At 38.0% G+C, this 17,105-nt stretch carries 13 protein-coding genes; 9 read left to right on the plus strand and 4 right to left on the minus strand.

Annotation, left to right across the window (positions count from 1 at the left end):
- Positions 1–532 precede the first annotated feature (532 nt).
- From ESZ39_RS13050 to ESZ39_RS13065, 4 genes are all read left to right on the plus strand, one after another.
- Entirely contained in the window at positions 533–1,486 is a 954-nt protein-coding gene (locus ESZ39_RS13050) for an alpha/beta fold hydrolase (protein WP_146880336.1), read from the plus strand.
- 586 nt (positions 1,487–2,072) lie between these two features.
- Positions 2,073–4,190: a polyribonucleotide nucleotidyltransferase gene (gene pnp, locus ESZ39_RS13055; RefSeq protein ID WP_146880337.1), complete on the plus strand. Its 2,118-nt coding sequence runs from the start codon at positions 2,073–2,075 to the stop codon at positions 4,188–4,190.
- A 132-nt stretch (positions 4,191–4,322) separates the two neighbouring features.
- Entirely contained in the window at positions 4,323–5,240 is a 918-nt protein-coding gene (gene nlpI / locus ESZ39_RS13060) for a lipoprotein NlpI (RefSeq protein ID WP_191321791.1), read from the plus strand.
- Between the two features lie 56 nt (positions 5,241–5,296).
- Complete coding sequence (locus tag ESZ39_RS13065; RefSeq protein WP_191321792.1) at positions 5,297–6,655, plus strand: hypothetical protein; 1,359 nt, start codon at positions 5,297–5,299, stop codon at positions 6,653–6,655.
- Between the two features lie 147 nt (positions 6,656–6,802).
- Here the strand turns inward: ESZ39_RS13065 and ESZ39_RS13070 are convergent, their stop codons facing one another.
- Positions 6,803–7,048, minus strand: a complete 246-nt coding sequence (locus tag ESZ39_RS13070) for a hypothetical protein (protein ID WP_146880339.1) — start codon at positions 7,046–7,048, stop codon at positions 6,803–6,805.
- A gap of 148 nt (positions 7,049–7,196) precedes the next feature.
- Between ESZ39_RS13070 and ESZ39_RS13075 the strand changes: the two genes are divergently transcribed.
- Positions 7,197–8,906, plus strand: a complete 1,710-nt coding sequence (locus tag ESZ39_RS13075) for a SufS family cysteine desulfurase (RefSeq protein ID WP_223270382.1) — start codon at positions 7,197–7,199, stop codon at positions 8,904–8,906.
- Between the two features lie 30 nt (positions 8,907–8,936).
- On the opposite strand, the gene tcdA is transcribed toward ESZ39_RS13075, so the two are convergent.
- From tcdA to ESZ39_RS13090, 3 genes are all read right to left on the minus strand, one after another.
- Entirely contained in the window at positions 8,937–9,722 is a 786-nt protein-coding gene (gene tcdA / locus ESZ39_RS13080) for a tRNA cyclic N6-threonylcarbamoyladenosine(37) synthase TcdA (RefSeq protein WP_146880340.1), read from the minus strand.
- Between the two features lie 691 nt (positions 9,723–10,413).
- The gene (locus tag ESZ39_RS13085) at positions 10,414–11,940 is read right to left on the minus strand and encodes a hybrid sensor histidine kinase/response regulator (protein WP_146880341.1); all 1,527 of its coding nucleotides are present in this window, start codon (positions 11,938–11,940) and stop codon (positions 10,414–10,416) included.
- Positions 11,941–12,149: 209 nt separating this feature from the next.
- On the minus strand, positions 12,150–13,436 hold the full coding sequence (locus ESZ39_RS13090; protein WP_146880342.1) for a citrate synthase: 1,287 nt from the start codon (positions 13,434–13,436) through the stop codon (positions 12,150–12,152).
- A gap of 406 nt (positions 13,437–13,842) precedes the next feature.
- On the opposite strand from ESZ39_RS13090, the gene sdhC reads away from it, so the two are divergent.
- The 4 genes from sdhC to ESZ39_RS13110 are packed head-to-tail and all read left to right on the plus strand — an operon-like array spanning position 13,843 to position 17,050.
- Positions 13,843–14,217 (plus strand): succinate dehydrogenase, cytochrome b556 subunit, encoded by a 375-nt coding sequence (gene sdhC / locus ESZ39_RS13095; protein WP_146880343.1) that lies wholly within the window; start codon positions 13,843–13,845, stop codon positions 14,215–14,217.
- Positions 14,211–14,558 (plus strand): succinate dehydrogenase, hydrophobic membrane anchor protein, encoded by a 348-nt coding sequence (gene sdhD, locus ESZ39_RS13100; protein ID WP_146880344.1) that lies wholly within the window; start codon positions 14,211–14,213, stop codon positions 14,556–14,558. Before sdhC ends, sdhD begins: the two co-directional genes overlap by 7 nt.
- On the plus strand, positions 14,559–16,328 hold the full coding sequence (gene sdhA, locus ESZ39_RS13105) for a succinate dehydrogenase flavoprotein subunit (RefSeq protein ID WP_146880345.1): 1,770 nt from the start codon (positions 14,559–14,561) through the stop codon (positions 16,326–16,328).
- 11 nt (positions 16,329–16,339) lie between these two features.
- Positions 16,340–17,050 (plus strand): succinate dehydrogenase iron-sulfur subunit, encoded by a 711-nt coding sequence (locus ESZ39_RS13110; RefSeq protein WP_146880346.1) that lies wholly within the window; start codon positions 16,340–16,342, stop codon positions 17,048–17,050.
- Positions 17,051–17,105: the final 55 nt, after the last annotated feature.

Consider the following 17,105-nt stretch of genomic DNA (forward strand, 5'->3'; position numbering starts at 1 on the left):
TAGTTAAAATAGCTCAAGGCTGTGTTGCTCTCAATCCCAATAGCCAGCTATTGCTCAATCGAGCGCCTTACCTTGAGTTATTTTTCCTGCGCACAACAAGATCACAAACTTAATGGAACTGGTATTATACCAATCCCATTAAGTTATTGCTCACTTGTACTAGTTAAAATAGCTCAAGGCTGTGTTGCTCTCAATCCCAATAGCCAGCTATTGCTCAATCGAGCGCCTTACCTTGAATTATTTTTCCTGCGCACAACAAGATCACAAACTTAATGGAACTGGTATAATGTATTCTTAGCGTTAAAATTAGAAAGTAGATATGGGTTAATATTGCATTTTCAGACAAAAGTTTAGCTTAATAAAGGCTATTTATTAAGGATAAAAACCGAGTTTCTTTGCATTTTATTGATACCGATCGTAATAATTTTTTTTGCGTAACAACGAACTAAATAGAGCGGGTATTAGTTTATTTGATATAGATAGCTGCAATCATTAATATAGCAAAATATAAAAATAAGAGGCGTAAAAAACGTTGAGAATTTTAAAAAATAGTTTGTACCTATTGCTAATAGTAATAGTCTCCCTTGCCAGTTATCTCTATGCAAATAAAGCGCCTGATAGATCTGTGGCAGAGCTTAGTAAACGCTGGGCACCTGAGCCTTCACAATTTATAAATATTGCGGGAATGAATATTCATCTAAGAGATGAAGGACCAAAATCGGATAAAGAGCCCATTATTTTGCTTCACGGCACAAGTGCTTCATTACATACGTGGGACGATTGGGTTGAGGTATTAAAAGAGCAACGTAGAGTTATTCGCTTTGATTTACCGGCTTTTGGTTTGACGGGGCCAGATCCACAAAACAACTATGCCATCGAACATTACGCTAAAGTTGTTATCGCCGTATTAGATAAATTGCAGATTGATAAAAGCGTCTTAGCAGGCAACTCGTTAGGTGGTTATGTTGCTTGGGCGACGGCGGTATTGCACCCAAATAGAGTATCAAAACTGATCCTAGTTGATGCCAGTGGCTATCCTTATGAGTCTACATCCATGCCACTTGCCTTTAAATTATCAAAAAATCCATTCACGAGTCTTATATTAAAAAATGTTTTACCAAAATCTTTAGTAGCACGCAGTGTCAAAAATGTTTATGGCAACCCTGAATTGGTCAGCGATAAATTAGTTGAACGCTACTACCAACTGTCGCTTCGTGAAGGTAACCGTAGTGCTTTAAAAGCCCGTTTTGAGCAAACATTACCTGGGCCACTGGCAAAAAAAATTAAAACAATAATGTTACCTACACTTATACTCTGGGGTAGAAAAGATCAGTTAATACCGGTTAAGTTTGGAGTGAAATTTTCGCAAGAAATCACTAATAGCCAATTGATTATTTTTGATAAATTAGGTCATGTACCGCACGAAGAGGCTCCCCAGACAACAGTATCGGCAGTAATAAAATTTTTGCAGGTCAATGAGAGATAATCAAGGCTAAACAGTACTAACACGAGTAGCTTGACTGGGTCTAAATAGCGTAATCGTTAAATACAAATAAGCGCTAAAATCATCATTAAAATTTTGCACTGTCTGCTAGGCTTTGATTTTAGTTTTTTTAGTGCTTTTTATGGCAGAAAATAAGTGGATATGCCAATGTTTTCATATTGGCTTTAGTAGGTAAACTGGTATCTTTTGTGGGCTTATTTCTTCAATTTATATGTTATCTAGGTTGTATTTGGATAACGTAGTGACTTACTTTAACGCCAATTTTAGGCACTGATTTATAATTTTAAATTTTATACGTGGTGTAAATTGTCAAAATAGCAGATATAGGTGAAAATCTTCAGGTTTTGCTCTTTTAAGTCCATCATTTATGCTTTCAGGCTAGTAAAAACATAGCTGTTAAGTATAATGTGCGTGCAATTTCGTATTTGCAAAAAACTAATCAATCAAACTGTATAATTTTTTGTTCAACTTAGTGCGTAACTTATCGGTGACGCCTTAATAATTAACTAAGTGAATAAATAATTGTACAGATTGATTAAAATCAAAAAATATCTAAGGAACTATCTAAATGTTTAATCCAGTTACTAAAACATTCGAGTTCGGTCAACATACCGTCACTCTAGAAACGGGCGTTATTGCTCGTCAAGCCACTTGTGCCGTTATGGCTAGCATGGACGATACTTCGGTATTAGTCTCTGTTGTTGGTAAAAAAGAAGCTAAACCAGGACAAGACTTTTTCCCATTAACAGTTAATTATCAAGAGCGTACTTACGCTGCAGGTAAAATTCCAGGTGGTTTCTTTAAACGTGAAGGTCGTCCTTCAGAAGAAGAAACATTAATCTGTCGTTTAATTGACCGTCCAATTCGTCCACTATTTCCTGAAGGGTTTACTAACGAAGTTCAAGTCGTTATTACGGTTGTTTCTGCTAACCCAGAAATCTCTCCAGATATTATCGCTTTATTAGGTACTTCGGCAGCATTAGCCATTTCAGGTATGCCTTTTAGCGGTCCTGTTGGTGCAGCGCGCGTTGGTTATACTGACGGCAAGTACATTCTTAACCCATTACAATCTGAATTAGAAGCTTCGCAGTTAAACTTAGTGGTTTCTGGTACAGACTCTGCGGTATTGATGGTTGAATCAGAAGCTGACGTGCTTTCTGAAGAAGTTATGCTTGGCGCTGTTATGTATGGTCATGAGCAAATGCAAACAGCTATCACAGCGATTAAAGAAATGGCTGCAGAAGTTAACAATCCTAAATGGGATTGGGTTGCACCGGTTAAAAACGCTGATATTATTACTAAAATTACAGCGCTTTCTGAGAGCCAAGTTAACGAAGCTTACCAAATCACTGAAAAAGCGGTACGTTACGAAAAAATTAAAGATATTCGCAATGGTGTTATTGAAACATTATTGGCTGCTGATCCTGCGCTAGATGTGCAAGAAGCAAAAGATTTATTCCATGACTTAGAGAAAACAGTCGTTCGTGGACGTATTACCAAAGGCATGCCTCGTATCGATGGTCGTGATCCTGAAATGATCCGCGCCTTAGACGTTATGACGGGTGTATTACCAAGAACTCATGGTTCAGCTGTCTTTACTCGTGGTGAAACTCAAGCGTTAGTTGTTGCTACTTTAGGTACACAACGTGATGCACAGCGCCTTGACACTATTATGGGTGAGAAAACTGATAGCTTCATGCTGCATTATAACTTCCCTCCATACTGTGTTGGTGAAACAGGTTTTGTTGGCTCTCCTAAGCGTCGTGAAATCGGCCATGGTCGTCTTGCAAAACGTGGTATGTTGGCTGTTATGCCTTCAGCTGAAGAATTCCCGTATTCAGTTCGTGTAGTGTCTGAAATCACTGAATCAAATGGTTCATCTTCAATGGCTTCTGTTTGTGGTACTTCATTAGCGCTTATGGATGCTGGTGTACCAATCAAAGCTTCAGTTGCTGGTATTGCGATGGGCCTTGTTAAAGAAGGCGATGACTTTGTTGTACTTTCTGACATCTTAGGTGATGAAGATCACTTAGGTGACATGGACTTTAAAGTAGCGGGTACTACCGGTGGTATTACTGCACTTCAAATGGATATTAAAATTGAAGGTATTACACAAGAAATCATGCAACTTGCTTTAAACCAAGCAAAAGCAGCACGTAATCATATCTTAGCTGTTATGGATGAAGCTATTGGCGGACATCGTGATGATATCTCTCAATTTGCTCCACGTATTCATACCATGAAAGTTCCACAAGATAAAATCCGTGACATTATCGGTAAAGGTGGCGCAACTATTCGTCAGTTAACTGAAGAAACCGGTACTACCATTGAAATTGAAGACGATGGTACGGTTAGAATTGCGGCGACTGATGGCGACCAAGCTAAAGATGCTATTGCACGTATTACTGCACTAACCGCTGAAATTGAAGTGGGCACTGTTTATACCGGTAAAGTGGTACGTATCGTTGATTTTGGTGCGTTTGTCAACGTATTGCCAGGTAAAGACGGTTTAGTACATATTTCTCAAATTTCTGAAGAACGTGTTAACGCGGTTAGCGACGTATTGACAGAAGGCCAAGATGTAACAGTTAAAGTACTAGAAGTTGACCGTCAAGGTCGCGTACGTTTAAGCATGAAAGAAGCGATGGAAAAACCTGTTGCACCTACAACTGACGCAGCAGAGTAATTCTTTGTTATAAACTACGTACACTAGGTGGGTTTGTAAAGTCTACCTAATATCTTGTACACAAAAAGGGAGCTTAATTGCTCCCTTTTTTATATACTCACAGTACATATACTCACTAGGATACTGCTTTTCGTGCACTTACTTTCTAAAACTCAATTTTCTCAAGCTTTATTTTCAAAAGTATTATTTATTTCAGCTTTATTGCTCATTCAAGGTTGCCTATCAACAAGCCCTCAGCAATCTGTTATTGGCGATCTTATTATTGCTGAACCCATTGCTATTAGCTATAAAAATGAAATAGCGCTGGCAAGATTAACGCAAGTGTTACAACGCGCTGAAATCAGTGATGGCCAACGAGCAGAATTGTTTTATCAACGCGGGGTTGAATACGACAAAGTGGGTCTACGCGCCTTAGCGCGCTTTGACTTTAACCAAGCGATTAACCTAAAACCTGATATGTCAGACGCCTACAATTTTTTAGGCATTCACTTTACTCAGTTACGAGAATTTAATCAGGCATACGACGCTTTTGATTCTGCAATAGAGTTGGCTCCTGATCATGAATACGCTTATTTAAATCGTGGTATTGCGCTGTATTATGGTGGCCGGCCAAACTTAGCTGCAGATGACTTTAAGGTCTTTAGACAATATCAGGAAAACGACCCTTATCGCGTGTTGTGGCAATACTTGGCTGATGTTGAATTAGATCAGCAAAAAGCGCATCAAGACTTAGTACTGTATGCACAACAAATAGATGAAACAGTGTGGGCAAAAAATGTCATTAAGCTTTACTTAGGTGACTTGAGCCAAGGTACTTTTATTGATCAAATGGCAGAAAATGTTAACTCAAATGAAGCACTCACAGAACGTCTATGTGAAGCCTATTTTTATTTAGGCAAGTACAGTCAAATGCAGGGTGATGTTAATGCCGCGATTAATTTCTTTAAACTAGCGCTTAGTACCAACGTCTATGAATTTGTTGAACACAGGTATGCCAAACTTGAATTAGACTTAATGCGCGAAACTGTACTAAAAAGTAGTGCACCTTAATCCTTGTTCAGCCAAAAATTTTGATGATGATTAAAAGATTTTTGATAAGCTTAGTCGTGGTTATATTGCTAAGCTTATATTTATTTATTGCTGATGCTCGTGAAAAAATTGCTAATGCTGAAATAACCCGCCAACAATTATCTTTTCTAGAAACGCTAGACTTATTTACTGACACGGATGAGCGATTAGTTCAGTTGTTAGCCGATGGCAATAATGAGGCATGGCTGCATTTAGCAAAACACCATGGTGACTCCAACGCCAATACGGCTTATCAATTAGCCGAATATTTCCGTCGCGATGAGCAAATAACATCGGCCCAACTATGGTACCAAGTAGCGATACGCCAGCAACATGTTGCTGCACGAATAGCCTTAGCAAATATTTATTTTAAACAACAACAATACGTTAACATTAAGCCATTATTATTACCCATTGCGGGCAATGAAAAGGCGTTGGCTTTGTTATATAAAGTAGCGCTATATCAAGGTGAACTAGCATTTATTGAAGATCATAAAAACATGCTAGCGCAAGGGGGTAATGTTGGGTTGTACAATGAACTTGAACATTTTGCTGTATTTAGCGATAGTCAAAGGCAGAGTGAAGAAAAACTCGAGCAACATATAGAAAAAAAGACCAATAAAAATTTAGCTTGTTCGGTAGATGTACAATTGTTTGCAACAAGCCTAAAAGGCTTGCGACATGGCCAACAGTTAATGTCAGCATTTGCGCATCATAAGTTAGCAAAATATATTTGTTTGCGAACACCTAAATACATTTCCGAAAAAGCGATTAATTGCCTGCATGGCGTTAGCGAAAATATAAGCTGTAATGCCAGTGTGTGGATAACACGTAACGATATTACCAGCCGTTATCTTGGTGTTATTGTTGAGCAAGGCGGTGCTAATGTTGACCATGGCATTATGTATATAGACCAAGATGACAACCTTGATGTTTTAATTCATGAGCTTAGTCACTTTATTGGTTTTGTTGATGAATATCCGTTACCAAAACAACATCAAAAGTGTCAGCAAGTTCAGCAAAGCCCCTTTGCTCATAATTTGGTTGTTTTAGCTGATTTTTATCTGGGTGAGCGTGAAAAGTTGCGAGCGAGTATATTATCGCAGGTACCATGGCGCAATTTAATTAAACCTTCAACACCGATATTGTCAAAGTATCAGCAAGGCTGGACGTTAGCCACGCCAGTGAAATATCAAAATGAAATAGGACTGTTTACCACGGCTTCTTGTAATAAACAGCGCAAGACGCAAGCGTTTAAACCTTTATCTTCGCGTACAAAATTAGAGTATTTTGAATTGTATTTCCCAGAAAGGTACTTAAATATCATTGAGTTAGCACCAAAACTCTTTTTAATGCCAAGTTATTATTTTAACCTGAGGCGAGATTTAGCTTATTAAGGTTTTATGCCAAGGTGAGAGTTGTAGTAAAGGCTAAGTAATTTGATTAATTAACACTTAGTGATTTAAATTTAGTGATTTAAAATCTAGTCAATTAAATCACTATACTTATTGGCTAGATTTTTTATTTCATTAGTTAACTGAAGGTCAGCTAATATGTTCTTTAAGTATATTTATCTTAGATTCCTTCAGTGCATTGAAGTTAGTTGCTTTTTTTACATGTGATACCGAATTTACGTATTCCTGCTGCTGTAACACGGTGTTTATTCTTACTTTAGCTATTGGCCACATGGTGTTGTTGTTAAATATTGATAGTTCTTCCTCTATTAATGTTTTGCTATTTTTGGTGGAGTTAACTTTTGTCCTTCTAAGAAACCATGAAAATAATGCCATAGTATTTATTCCTCCAATTACTCACCTTAAGGTATAGCGTAAATTATTTATTTTTGCTGAACGATGTTTAATATTTTATTGATATAAAGTTTTTCTCACGCTTATAAAGATTTTAGCTAGCAAGTTAAGATATAATTGTCGCAACTTAATGAAATTACTATTACATTTTATGGAAAAATTTTCTTTTACTTCCTTCCGTCAACAATTTCCTATTCTTACCAGTAAGGTTAATGGTAAATCCTTAATTTATTTTGACAATGCAGCCACAACTCAGAAACCAACCTGTGTTATTGACAGCCATAAAAATTATTATCAATTGAATAATGCCAATGTGCATCGCTCTTCTCATGCCTTAAGCGCTAAAGCAACGGTGGCTTATGAAAGTGTTAGAGAAAAAGCACAAAAATTCATTAATGCTAAAACCAGTAAAGAAATTATTTGGACCAAAGGCTGCACTGAAAGTATTAATTTAGTGGCGCAGAGTTGGGGACGAACAAGCTTACAACCCAATGACGAAATTGTTTTAAGTTATAGTGAGCATCACGCTAATATTGTGCCTTGGCAAATAGTTGCAAAGCAAACGGGTGCAAAAATTAAAGTACTGCCATTAACGCAAACTGGTGAAATAGATGTTACTCAATTAGAGGATATTATTGGCGAACGTACTAAAATTGTATGTTTTAGCCATATCTCTAATGTTGTTGGCCGCATTAATCCAATTGAAGAGATTATTTGTGTAGCTAATAAGCATCAAGCGTTAACCTTAGTTGATGGCGCTCAGGCAATTGCCCATTTAAGTGTTGATGTCAGCGCATTAGGCTGCGACTTTTATGTTTTTTCTGCTCATAAAATGTATGGCCCAACAGGCGTGGGTGTACTGTATGGTAAGCAAGAATTATTGGATAAAATGCCACCTTATCAAGCCGGTGGAGAAATGATCAAAAAGGTAAGTTTTGAGCAAACAACATTTAATGATTTGCCATATAAATTTGAGGCTGGTACCCCTAATATCGCAGGTGTTGTGGCGTTGGGTGCGGCGATTAGTTTTATCAAAAAGCAAGGGCATAAAGCGTTACTTGAATATGAAAGACAATTGACCCTGTATTGTTTTGAGCAGCTATCGAGCGTGCAAGGCTTAAGTTTTATTGTTAATGATGCGCCTGACATTCCGGTATTTTCATTTACGCTTACTGGGCAGCACAATCATGATGTGGCTACTGCGTTAGACAGTGTAGGGATTGCAGTTCGCTCGGGGCATCATTGTGCGATGCCTTTAATGCAATATCTACATATTGATGGTTGCATCCGCTTATCTTTGTCGGCATATAATAGCTTTCAAGAGATAGATTTTACCGTGCAGCAATTACAAAGCTTAAGTGAGTCGATATCGGATGTTACTGACAATTTAAATACTCCAAAATCTGAAAAAATTATTAGCGTTGATGTGCTTGCCAACCGTAATCTAGCTGTTGACGACATATTAGCTATGTTTGCTAAAGCAAAAAGTTGGGACAGTAAACATCGTGAAATTATGATGTTGGGTAAAAAGCAATTGCGTTTACCTGCTGAAGATAAAACTGAGCTGTCATTAATTTCTGGTTGTGAAAGCCAAGCATGGTTGCTGTGTTATAAAGATGCCAGCGACTTATTTCGGTTTAAAGGTGACAGTGATGCGAAAGTTATCAGGGGCCTATTTGCCATCATATTGGCCGCGGTTGATAACAAAACTGCGGCGCAAATAAGCGCTTTTGACATGGAAAGTTATTTCACTAAGTTAGGCTTACTACAACACTTAAGCCCTTCGCGAGGTAATGGGCTACAGGCTATTGTGCAGAAAATAAACCAAGCGATTGAATGATAATAGTGACGTAGCAGCTTTATATAAAGGCTAACTAAGTGCTTTTTTCAAATATTTATCCATTGCCTTGGCAACCGCAAAAAAAGCAAAACAAGCCGTAACATGGGTTGCTGCGCCAAAGCCACCACTGCAATCTAAGCGCATCGATCCATCGGTTGATTGTTTAGCATGGCAAACATTACCTTCGGAGTTTGGGTAGCGTAGTTGTTCACTGGAAAATACCGCATCAATTGAAAATTTTCGTTTCACATTTCGTGAAAAATTGTACTCTCTGCGCAGCTGGTTACGCACTTTTGCTAACAGTGGATCTTGAAAGGTTTGGCTTAAATCGGTAAGAGCAATTTTACTGGGATCAATTTGACCACCCGCACCGCCAATGGTAATAATTGGCAATTTATTCCGTTTGCAATGCGCAATAATTGCCGTCTTGACATTAACAGAGTCGATAGCATCGATAACATAATCAAACGAATTTGACAGTAAATTACTGATATTTTCTAAGGTCACGAAGTCTTCTATGGTGTTAACCAAGCACTCAGGGTTAATTTGCTTTATTCTATCGCGCATAACGTCAACTTTACTTAAGCCTACAGTATCAGTTAAGGCATGAATTTGGCGATTAATATTGGTTACGCATAAATCATCTAGATCAATTAATGTGATCTGCCCAATGCCATTACGGGCGAAGGCTTCTGCTACCCATGAACCAACACCGCCGATGCCGATCACACAAAAGTGTGCCTGCTGTAGCGCTTCGCTTTGGCTGTTACCGTATAACCGGGCAATACCACCGAACCTTAATTGATAATCTGACACTATTTATCCACTCGCTTGAAAATTCGCTGCGCATTATAGCAGTACTTTATAGTAAAGCTACGAATGTAGGTAATATACTGCTCAGTAAACAGATCATTTGTATTTATTTAAGTTTAATTTCTATCATATGACTTTATTTAGTATTTATTAACCTTATATTCAATATTGACATAACTGATAGAAACTTACAGATATCACGATGATAAATAGATAAAGTTGCTTGTTATTTAATCAATGATGGCGCTTGCCGTAAGGGTTTGTGTAAAAATGTGTGATGAATATAGGTATAAATGTCATTTTTTTAGCAAATTAATGATGATTTTTATGAAATGATTTGCTTAATTAGCACTGTTATTTGTCGAAATACTGCTTTAAGCCATCTTTGATGGCAATAAAATGGGTAATATTTGACATATCTGCTGCTAAAAATAACCATATATAAGCTGCACAAGCTAATGTATGGCCTTTCGCTAAGCCATATTGATGATTTTTTAGTCAAACCATTAGGCTCTAGAGGGGATGTTTAGAGCGATTAAACAAGTCATTTATTAAGCAATAATTAGCTAGGTTATGCCCAAGTGGGCTTGATATAAGGTAAGTATACGAGAGTATTAATTAGCTGTATTATTTGCTTACTGGAATATATTAAGTGCTTTTGTGCTGCGGCTTAATAATATCTACAACAATATTGTTAAGCCGCAGGCAGTGTGACTATAAACTGTGTTTGTTGCTCATCAATAATATTAAACGATATTTCGCCATGCTGTACCTGAGTCATTAATTTAGCTGAATAGGTACCTAATCCTGTGCCAGTACTATGGTTTGAGCTACTGTACTTCTCAAATAACGTCGAGCGTAAGTGCTTAGCAATAATGCCGAGGTTAGTTAGTTTAAAGCTTATATCATTATTATTATGCGTTAATTCTATTGTTATCGTTTGGTTTGCAGGTGAAGCCTCTACTGCATTTTTGATCAAATTATTGAAAATTGATAAACAAAGTAAAGGCTCAGCCATAATGGCATGTTCAGTATCAAAGCCATTTAATGCAAAGTGGAGTTTTTTATCATGGCTAATAGTGGCTACCGCATTGATAGCATCGTTAATCAATAGCTTTAAGTTAGTTGCTTGTGGCATTAGTGTATAAATACCTTGCTCGATTTTGTATACATTGAGCGAGTTATTTACCATGTTAACAACATTATTTACTGCGCGATTAATTGATTTTGCTGCTTTTTTATCAGCTAAACGATATGTTTCAAATAAAATGTTGTTTAAAGGTGCTTTTAAATCGTGATGAGTGATTTTCTCAATATCTTCACGTAACTTAGCATTTTCTTTAAGGGTAGCTACCTGCGCAGAGAGGTCTAGCTTTTGCTGCTGTAAGCGGATGTGTGTAGCAACACGAGCACGCAGCAAATCACCATTTAATGGTTTGGTAATATAATCTACAGCACCTAAATCAAAACCATATTTTATGTCTTCAACAAGTGCTTTAGCGCTCAGGAATATTACAGGGATACTGGCACTTACCTCATTGTCTTTCAGACTCCTACAAACTTGGTAGCCATCCATTTTTGGCATCATAATATCAAGTAAAATTAAGCGAATATTATGTGTATTATTCGCCACTATTTTTAGTGCATGTTCACCTGACTTCGCCGCCATTACGCGGTAAAGATCACGCAGGTTTCCAGCGGCTACATCGATGTTACTGCTTTCATCATCAACTACAAGGATAGTTGGTTTTTGTTCAAGTAATACAGGTTTTTTGTCAGTAACAGGCTTTGACAAGGTATCACTATCTGGATGAGGTTGATTGGTAAATATAGTGTCTTGGGTCAATGCAAATAATGCTTCGATTACCTGTTGTTTTTTAAAAGGTGGAAACAGGCAAATGCTATTACTTAATGCAGATTTTATATGCTGATTTTTTTCTAAATTCTCTTCATCAATTTGATGCGAGAGCACCATTAATGGCAGTTGTTTTATATTTGATGTCTCTACTAATTCATCACGAAAATTAAAGCTATTTTTGCTGGTTAAGTTTTCTGAACAAATCAATAAGCTTATGGTTGAAAATTGAGCATATTCTATTGCGTCTTCAGCAGTTTCAATACAAGCAATGGCATTTTTTCTAACGCCACAGGAGAGTAATATTTTAGCAAGAGCTTCTCGTACTAAGCGACTTTCATCGACGATTAAAATATGATCAAGCACAAATAGAATACCGTTTTACTTATGAAATTTGTTGTAACAATATAGTGTTTGCAACACCAATGTACAGAAGTTTGTCTATCCGATATATTAATACCAAGTTGAGCAATAACTGATTTCATAGCAGAACAAGATTTTAAATTGAAAAAGGCAACCAAGAGGTTGCCTTTTATGTCTAAGAGGTAGAGTTATTTAAAGGGCTTTAGCCTTTCTTATCTCTCACTTAGGGGGATAAATTTACGGTTAATTTCGCCAGTATATTTCTGACGTGGACGACCGATTTTTTGTCCAGGTTGACCAAGCATTTCATCCCAATGAGCAATCCAACCAACGTTACGTGACATGGCAAAAATTACCGTGAACATATTAGTTGGAATACCAATGGCTTTTAGAATGATGCCTGAGTAAAAATCAACATTAGGGTATAATTTTTTCTCAATGAAATAAGGGTCTTCAAGTGCAACTTTTTCTAAGGCCATTGCTACGTCAAGTAATGGATCTTGAATACCTAATTCTTTTAGTACTTCGTGACAAGTTTCACGCATTACCGTAGCACGAGGGTCGAAGTTTTTATAAACACGATGACCAAAGCCCATCAAGCGAAAAGGGTCAGACTTATCTTTCGCTTTAGCAACATATTCGTCAACACGGTCCAATGAACCAATTTCATTAAGCATAGTTAAACATGCTTCGTTTGCACCGCCATGTGCAGGGCCCCAAAGTGATGCAACACCCGCGGCAATACAGGCATATGGATTAGCACCAGAAGAGCCAGCTAAGCGGACAGTAGACGTTGATGCATTCTGCTCATGGTCTGCATGTAGCGTAAAAATACGGTCCATTGCGCGGGCAACTGTTGGGCTCACAACATATGGTTCTGCTGGAACAGAAAACATCATATGCAAGAAGTTTTCTGCATAATTTAAATCGTTACGTGGATAAACGAATGGTTGTCCAATGCTATATTTGTATGCCATTGCTGCAATAGTTGGCATTTTTGCGATTAAGCGATGCGCGCTGCGCATACGTTGATCAGGTGCGTGTATATCTAAATCACTATGATAAAATGAAGATAGCGCGCCAACAACACCACATAGCATCGCCATAGGATGCGCATCAGGGAGAAAGCCATGAAAAAAGTGTACTAGTTTTTCATGCACCATAGTGTGGTTGTTGATAATACCTTTAAATTCATCATATTGCGTTCTATTTGGTGCTTCACCATGCAATAAGATATAACAAACTTCTAAGTAATCTGCTTGTTTAGCAAGACTATCTATCGCATAACCGCGGTGTTGTAAGATACCTTTATCACCATCAATGAAAGTGATCTCAGACTCACAAGACGCTGTTGCCATAAAACCTGGGTCGTAGGTAAAGTAGCCTGCGGCGCCTAGCGTGCGGATATCTATAACATCGTTACCGGCACTACCTTTAAGAATTGGCAATTCTGCAACTACATTACCGTCGATACTAAGAGAGGCTTTTGAATCAGCCATATGTTTCGTCCCCATTAATTGCTTATCTTGAAAATTGTTAAAACTAAGTGTTTAGACAATTTTTGTTAATATAAAACTAGCACCATTCTACTTCAGATCACCCCCTATAAGTCAATTCGTTTGTTTATCACTTAGACTAAAGTCAAAAGTGCGAATAGATATTTGTAAAGTCTGGTTGATAATTAGTTACAAGCCTTGAAAATACGCTCTAATTTGTCGGCAAGAGAATTGTAATTAATGGATTTCATCTATATAATCGGGTCGATCTGAATTCTTTTTTTTTGCATTCAATTATTAAGTGTAGAAATATAATTTGAATCGAAAGGGGTTATCTAACTCGGTAAATTAGTTAGGTAGCGTACAAACAAATAAGTTGAATGCTCCAAGAGCTCCTTAGGCGACAATCGTGAAAAAACAACGTCCTGTAAACTTAGATTTGTCAACAATTAAAATGCATGCAGCAGCTAATGCTTCTATATTACACCGAGTATCAGGTGTAATCATGGTGTTTGCTATTGGTATTTTATTGTGGACGCTTTCTTTATCCCTATCTTCTGCTGAAGGTTTCAGCCAAATAGAGACACTACTTAGTGGTGTATTTTTCAAAATAATTATCCTCGGTACGCTTTCTGCTCTTATCTATCATCTACTTGGCGGTATTCGTCATTTAATGATGGATTTAGGTTATTTTGAAGAGTTAGCTTCGGGTAATGCTACGGCAAAATTTGTTATCGCACTTTGGTTAGTGCTTACTATAGTGGTAGGGGTCAAGTTATGGTAAACAATGCAGCAACAGTAGGCCGTAGTGGCGTACATGACTATGTACTTGTTCGTGCAAGTGCAATAATTTTAGCACTTTATACTTTTTATCTTACCGGTTTTTTTGTTACAACTTCAGATGTGACTTTTGAAATCTGGCAGGCATTTTTTGGTAATTTTGCCACTAAAGTCTTTACAATATTAGCACTCATTTCGTTATTAGTTCATGCGTGGATTGGTGTTTGGCAAGTACTTTCTGATTACATTAAACCAGCGCTTTTACGTGGTGGTTTGCAATTTATTTTTTCTGTTCTGTTGCTTGTATATCTTGCAGCAGGCTTACTAACTGTGTGGGGTGTGTAAGTGAACGTTCCAATTCGTGAATTCGACGCCATTGTTATTGGCGCAGGTGGTGCAGGTATGCGTGCCGCTCTAGCAATATCGGAATCAGGCAAATCTTGTGCTTTGATTTCAAAAGTATTTCCTACTCGTTCTCATACGGTATCAGCGCAAGGCGGTATTACCGTAGCCTTGGGTAATGCCCATGAAGATCATTGGGAACAACACATGTACGATACGGTTAAAGGTTCTGATTATATCGGTGACCAAGACGCTATTGAATATATGTGTAAAACAGGTCCAGAATCCATCATTGAACTAGAGAAAATGGGTTTACCTTTCTCTCGTACTGAAGAAGGTAAAATTTACCAACGTCCATTCGGTGGTCAATCTAAAAACTTTGGTGGCGAGCAAGCGGCACGTACAGCGGCAGCAGCTGACCGTACAGGTCATGCATTACTGCATTGCTTGTATCAACAGAATGTTAAAAACAAAACTAACGTCTACTCAGAATGGTATGCCTTAGATTTAGTTAAAAATAGTGACGGTGCTATTGTTGGCACTACCGCTATTTGCATTGAAACAGGTGAAATAGTTTACTTTAAAGCTCGTGCAACAGTACTTGCTACTGGTGGTGCTGGTCGTATTTATGCATCAACCACCAATGCTCATATCAATACCGGTGACGGCGTTGGCATGGCAGTTCGTGCTGGCATACAAATGCAAGACATGGAAATGTGGCAGTTCCATCCAACAGGTATTGCTGGTGCAGGTACGCTAGTAACTGAAGGTTGTCGTGGTGAAGGTGGTTATCTTCTAAACAAAGACGGTGAACGTTTCATGGAGCGTTATGCGCCAAATGCTAAAGATTTAGCAGGACGCGATGTTGTTGCTCGATCTATGATGACCGAAATTCGTGAAGGTCGTGGTTTTGATGGCCCTATGGGTCCACATCTTAAACTTAAACTTGATCATTTAGGTCGTGAAACGCTAGAAAAACGTTTACCTGGTGTTTGTGATTTGTCAAAAACATTCGCCCATGTCGATCCAGCAGTAGAGCCTATTCCAGTTATACCAACCTGTCATTACCAAATGGGTGGTGTACCTTGTAATGTCAATGGTCAAGCGATCAACTTTAACCCAGAAACAGGTAAAGAAACGATTGTCGAAGGCTTATTTGCGGTTGGTGAAATTGCTTGTGTATCTGTGCATGGTGCTAACCGTTTAGGCGGTAACTCTTTACTTGATTTAGTGGTGTTTGGTCGTTCTGCTGGTAATTTCTTAGGGACTTACCTAAACGATACCCAAGCAGGTACAGATGCCTCTGAGTCTGATTTAGAAGCTTCATTAGCTCGTGCAAATCGTTGGGAGTCATCTACTAAAGGTGAAAGCCCATTTGAGATTCGTAAAGATCTACAAAAGTGTATGCAATTCAACTTCTCAGTATTTCGTGAAGGTGATGCCATGGCTGAAGGCATGAAAGAATTAACAGAAATTCGTGAACGTATTCAACATGCCAGCCTTGATGACAAGTCTTCAGAATTCAACACGCAACGTATTGAGTGTTTAGAGTTAGATAACTTGATGGAAACTGCTTTTTGTACGGCAAAAGCTTCTAATTTCCGTACTGAATCACGTGGTGCCCATGCGCGTGCAGATTTTTCTGTTCGTGATGATGAAAATTGGTTATGCCATAGTATTTATTCGCCAGAGACACAATCTATGTCTAAGCGTAACGTAAATATGGCACCGGTCCACCGTGAAGCTTTCCCTCCGAAAGCAAGAACTTACTAGGAGAACTAACGATGAAACAAATTTTTTCGATTTACCGTTACAACCCTGATGTTGATAACAAACCTTACATGAAAGATTATGAGCTGGAGATTCCAGAAGGCTCAGATATGATGGTACTTGATGCTTTAACTTTATTAAAACAGAAAGATCCAACATTATCATTTCGTCGTTCATGTCGTGAAGGTGTTTGTGGCTCTGATGGTATGAATATTAATGGTAAAAATGGTTTAGGCTGTATTACTCCTTTGTCTGCTGTAGCAGCAAAGAAAATTGTTTTACGCCCATTGCCAGGCTTACCGGTAATACGTGATTTAGTTATTGATATGACTCAGTTTTATAATCAATATGAAAAAATCAGACCTTACCTTATTAATGATGGTAAAAATCCACCAGCACGTGAGCATTTACAATCTATTGAAGAGCGTGAGAAATTAGACGGTCTTTATGAATGTATCTTATGTGCATGTTGCTCGTCATCTTGTCCTTCTTTTTGGTGGAATCCTGATAAATTTATCGGTCCAGCGGGCTTATTACATGCTTATCGTTTTCTTATCGATAGCCGTGATACTGCAACAGAAGAGCGTCTAGAAGACTTACAGGATGCCTACAGTGTATTTCGCTGCCATGGTATTATGAACTGCGTTGACGTTTGTCCGAAAGGATTAAACCCAACCAAAGCCATTGGCCATATTAAGTCAATGTTGCTAACCAGAGCGGTTTAATTTAATCATCCGAGTGCGTTCTATTGAATGTGCTCGGATATTTTATTTTAAACAT

It is taken from the genome of Colwellia sp. C1TZA3 (genome assembly GCF_007954265.1).
GTDB lineage: Bacteria > Pseudomonadota > Gammaproteobacteria > Enterobacterales > Alteromonadaceae > Cognaticolwellia.

What these genes read in the sequence shown, in the direction of transcription:
- ESZ39_RS13075 (WP_223270382.1), top strand. Translation starts at nt 7,197, where the DNA reads ATGAAATTACTATTACATTTTATGGAAAAATTTTCTTTTACTTCCTTC.
- sdhD (WP_146880344.1), top strand. Translation starts at nt 14,211, where the DNA reads ATGGTAAACAATGCAGCAACAGTAGGCCGTAGTGGCGTACATGACTAT.
- ESZ39_RS13090 (WP_146880342.1), bottom strand. Translation starts at nt 13,436, where the DNA reads ATGGCTGATTCAAAAGCCTCTCTTAGTATCGACGGTAATGTAGTTGCA.
- ESZ39_RS13110 (WP_146880346.1), top strand. Translation starts at nt 16,340, where the DNA reads ATGAAACAAATTTTTTCGATTTACCGTTACAACCCTGATGTTGATAAC.
- pnp (WP_146880337.1), top strand. Translation starts at nt 2,073, where the DNA reads ATGTTTAATCCAGTTACTAAAACATTCGAGTTCGGTCAACATACCGTC.
- ESZ39_RS13070 (WP_146880339.1), bottom strand. Translation starts at nt 7,048, where the DNA reads ATGGCATTATTTTCATGGTTTCTTAGAAGGACAAAAGTTAACTCCACC.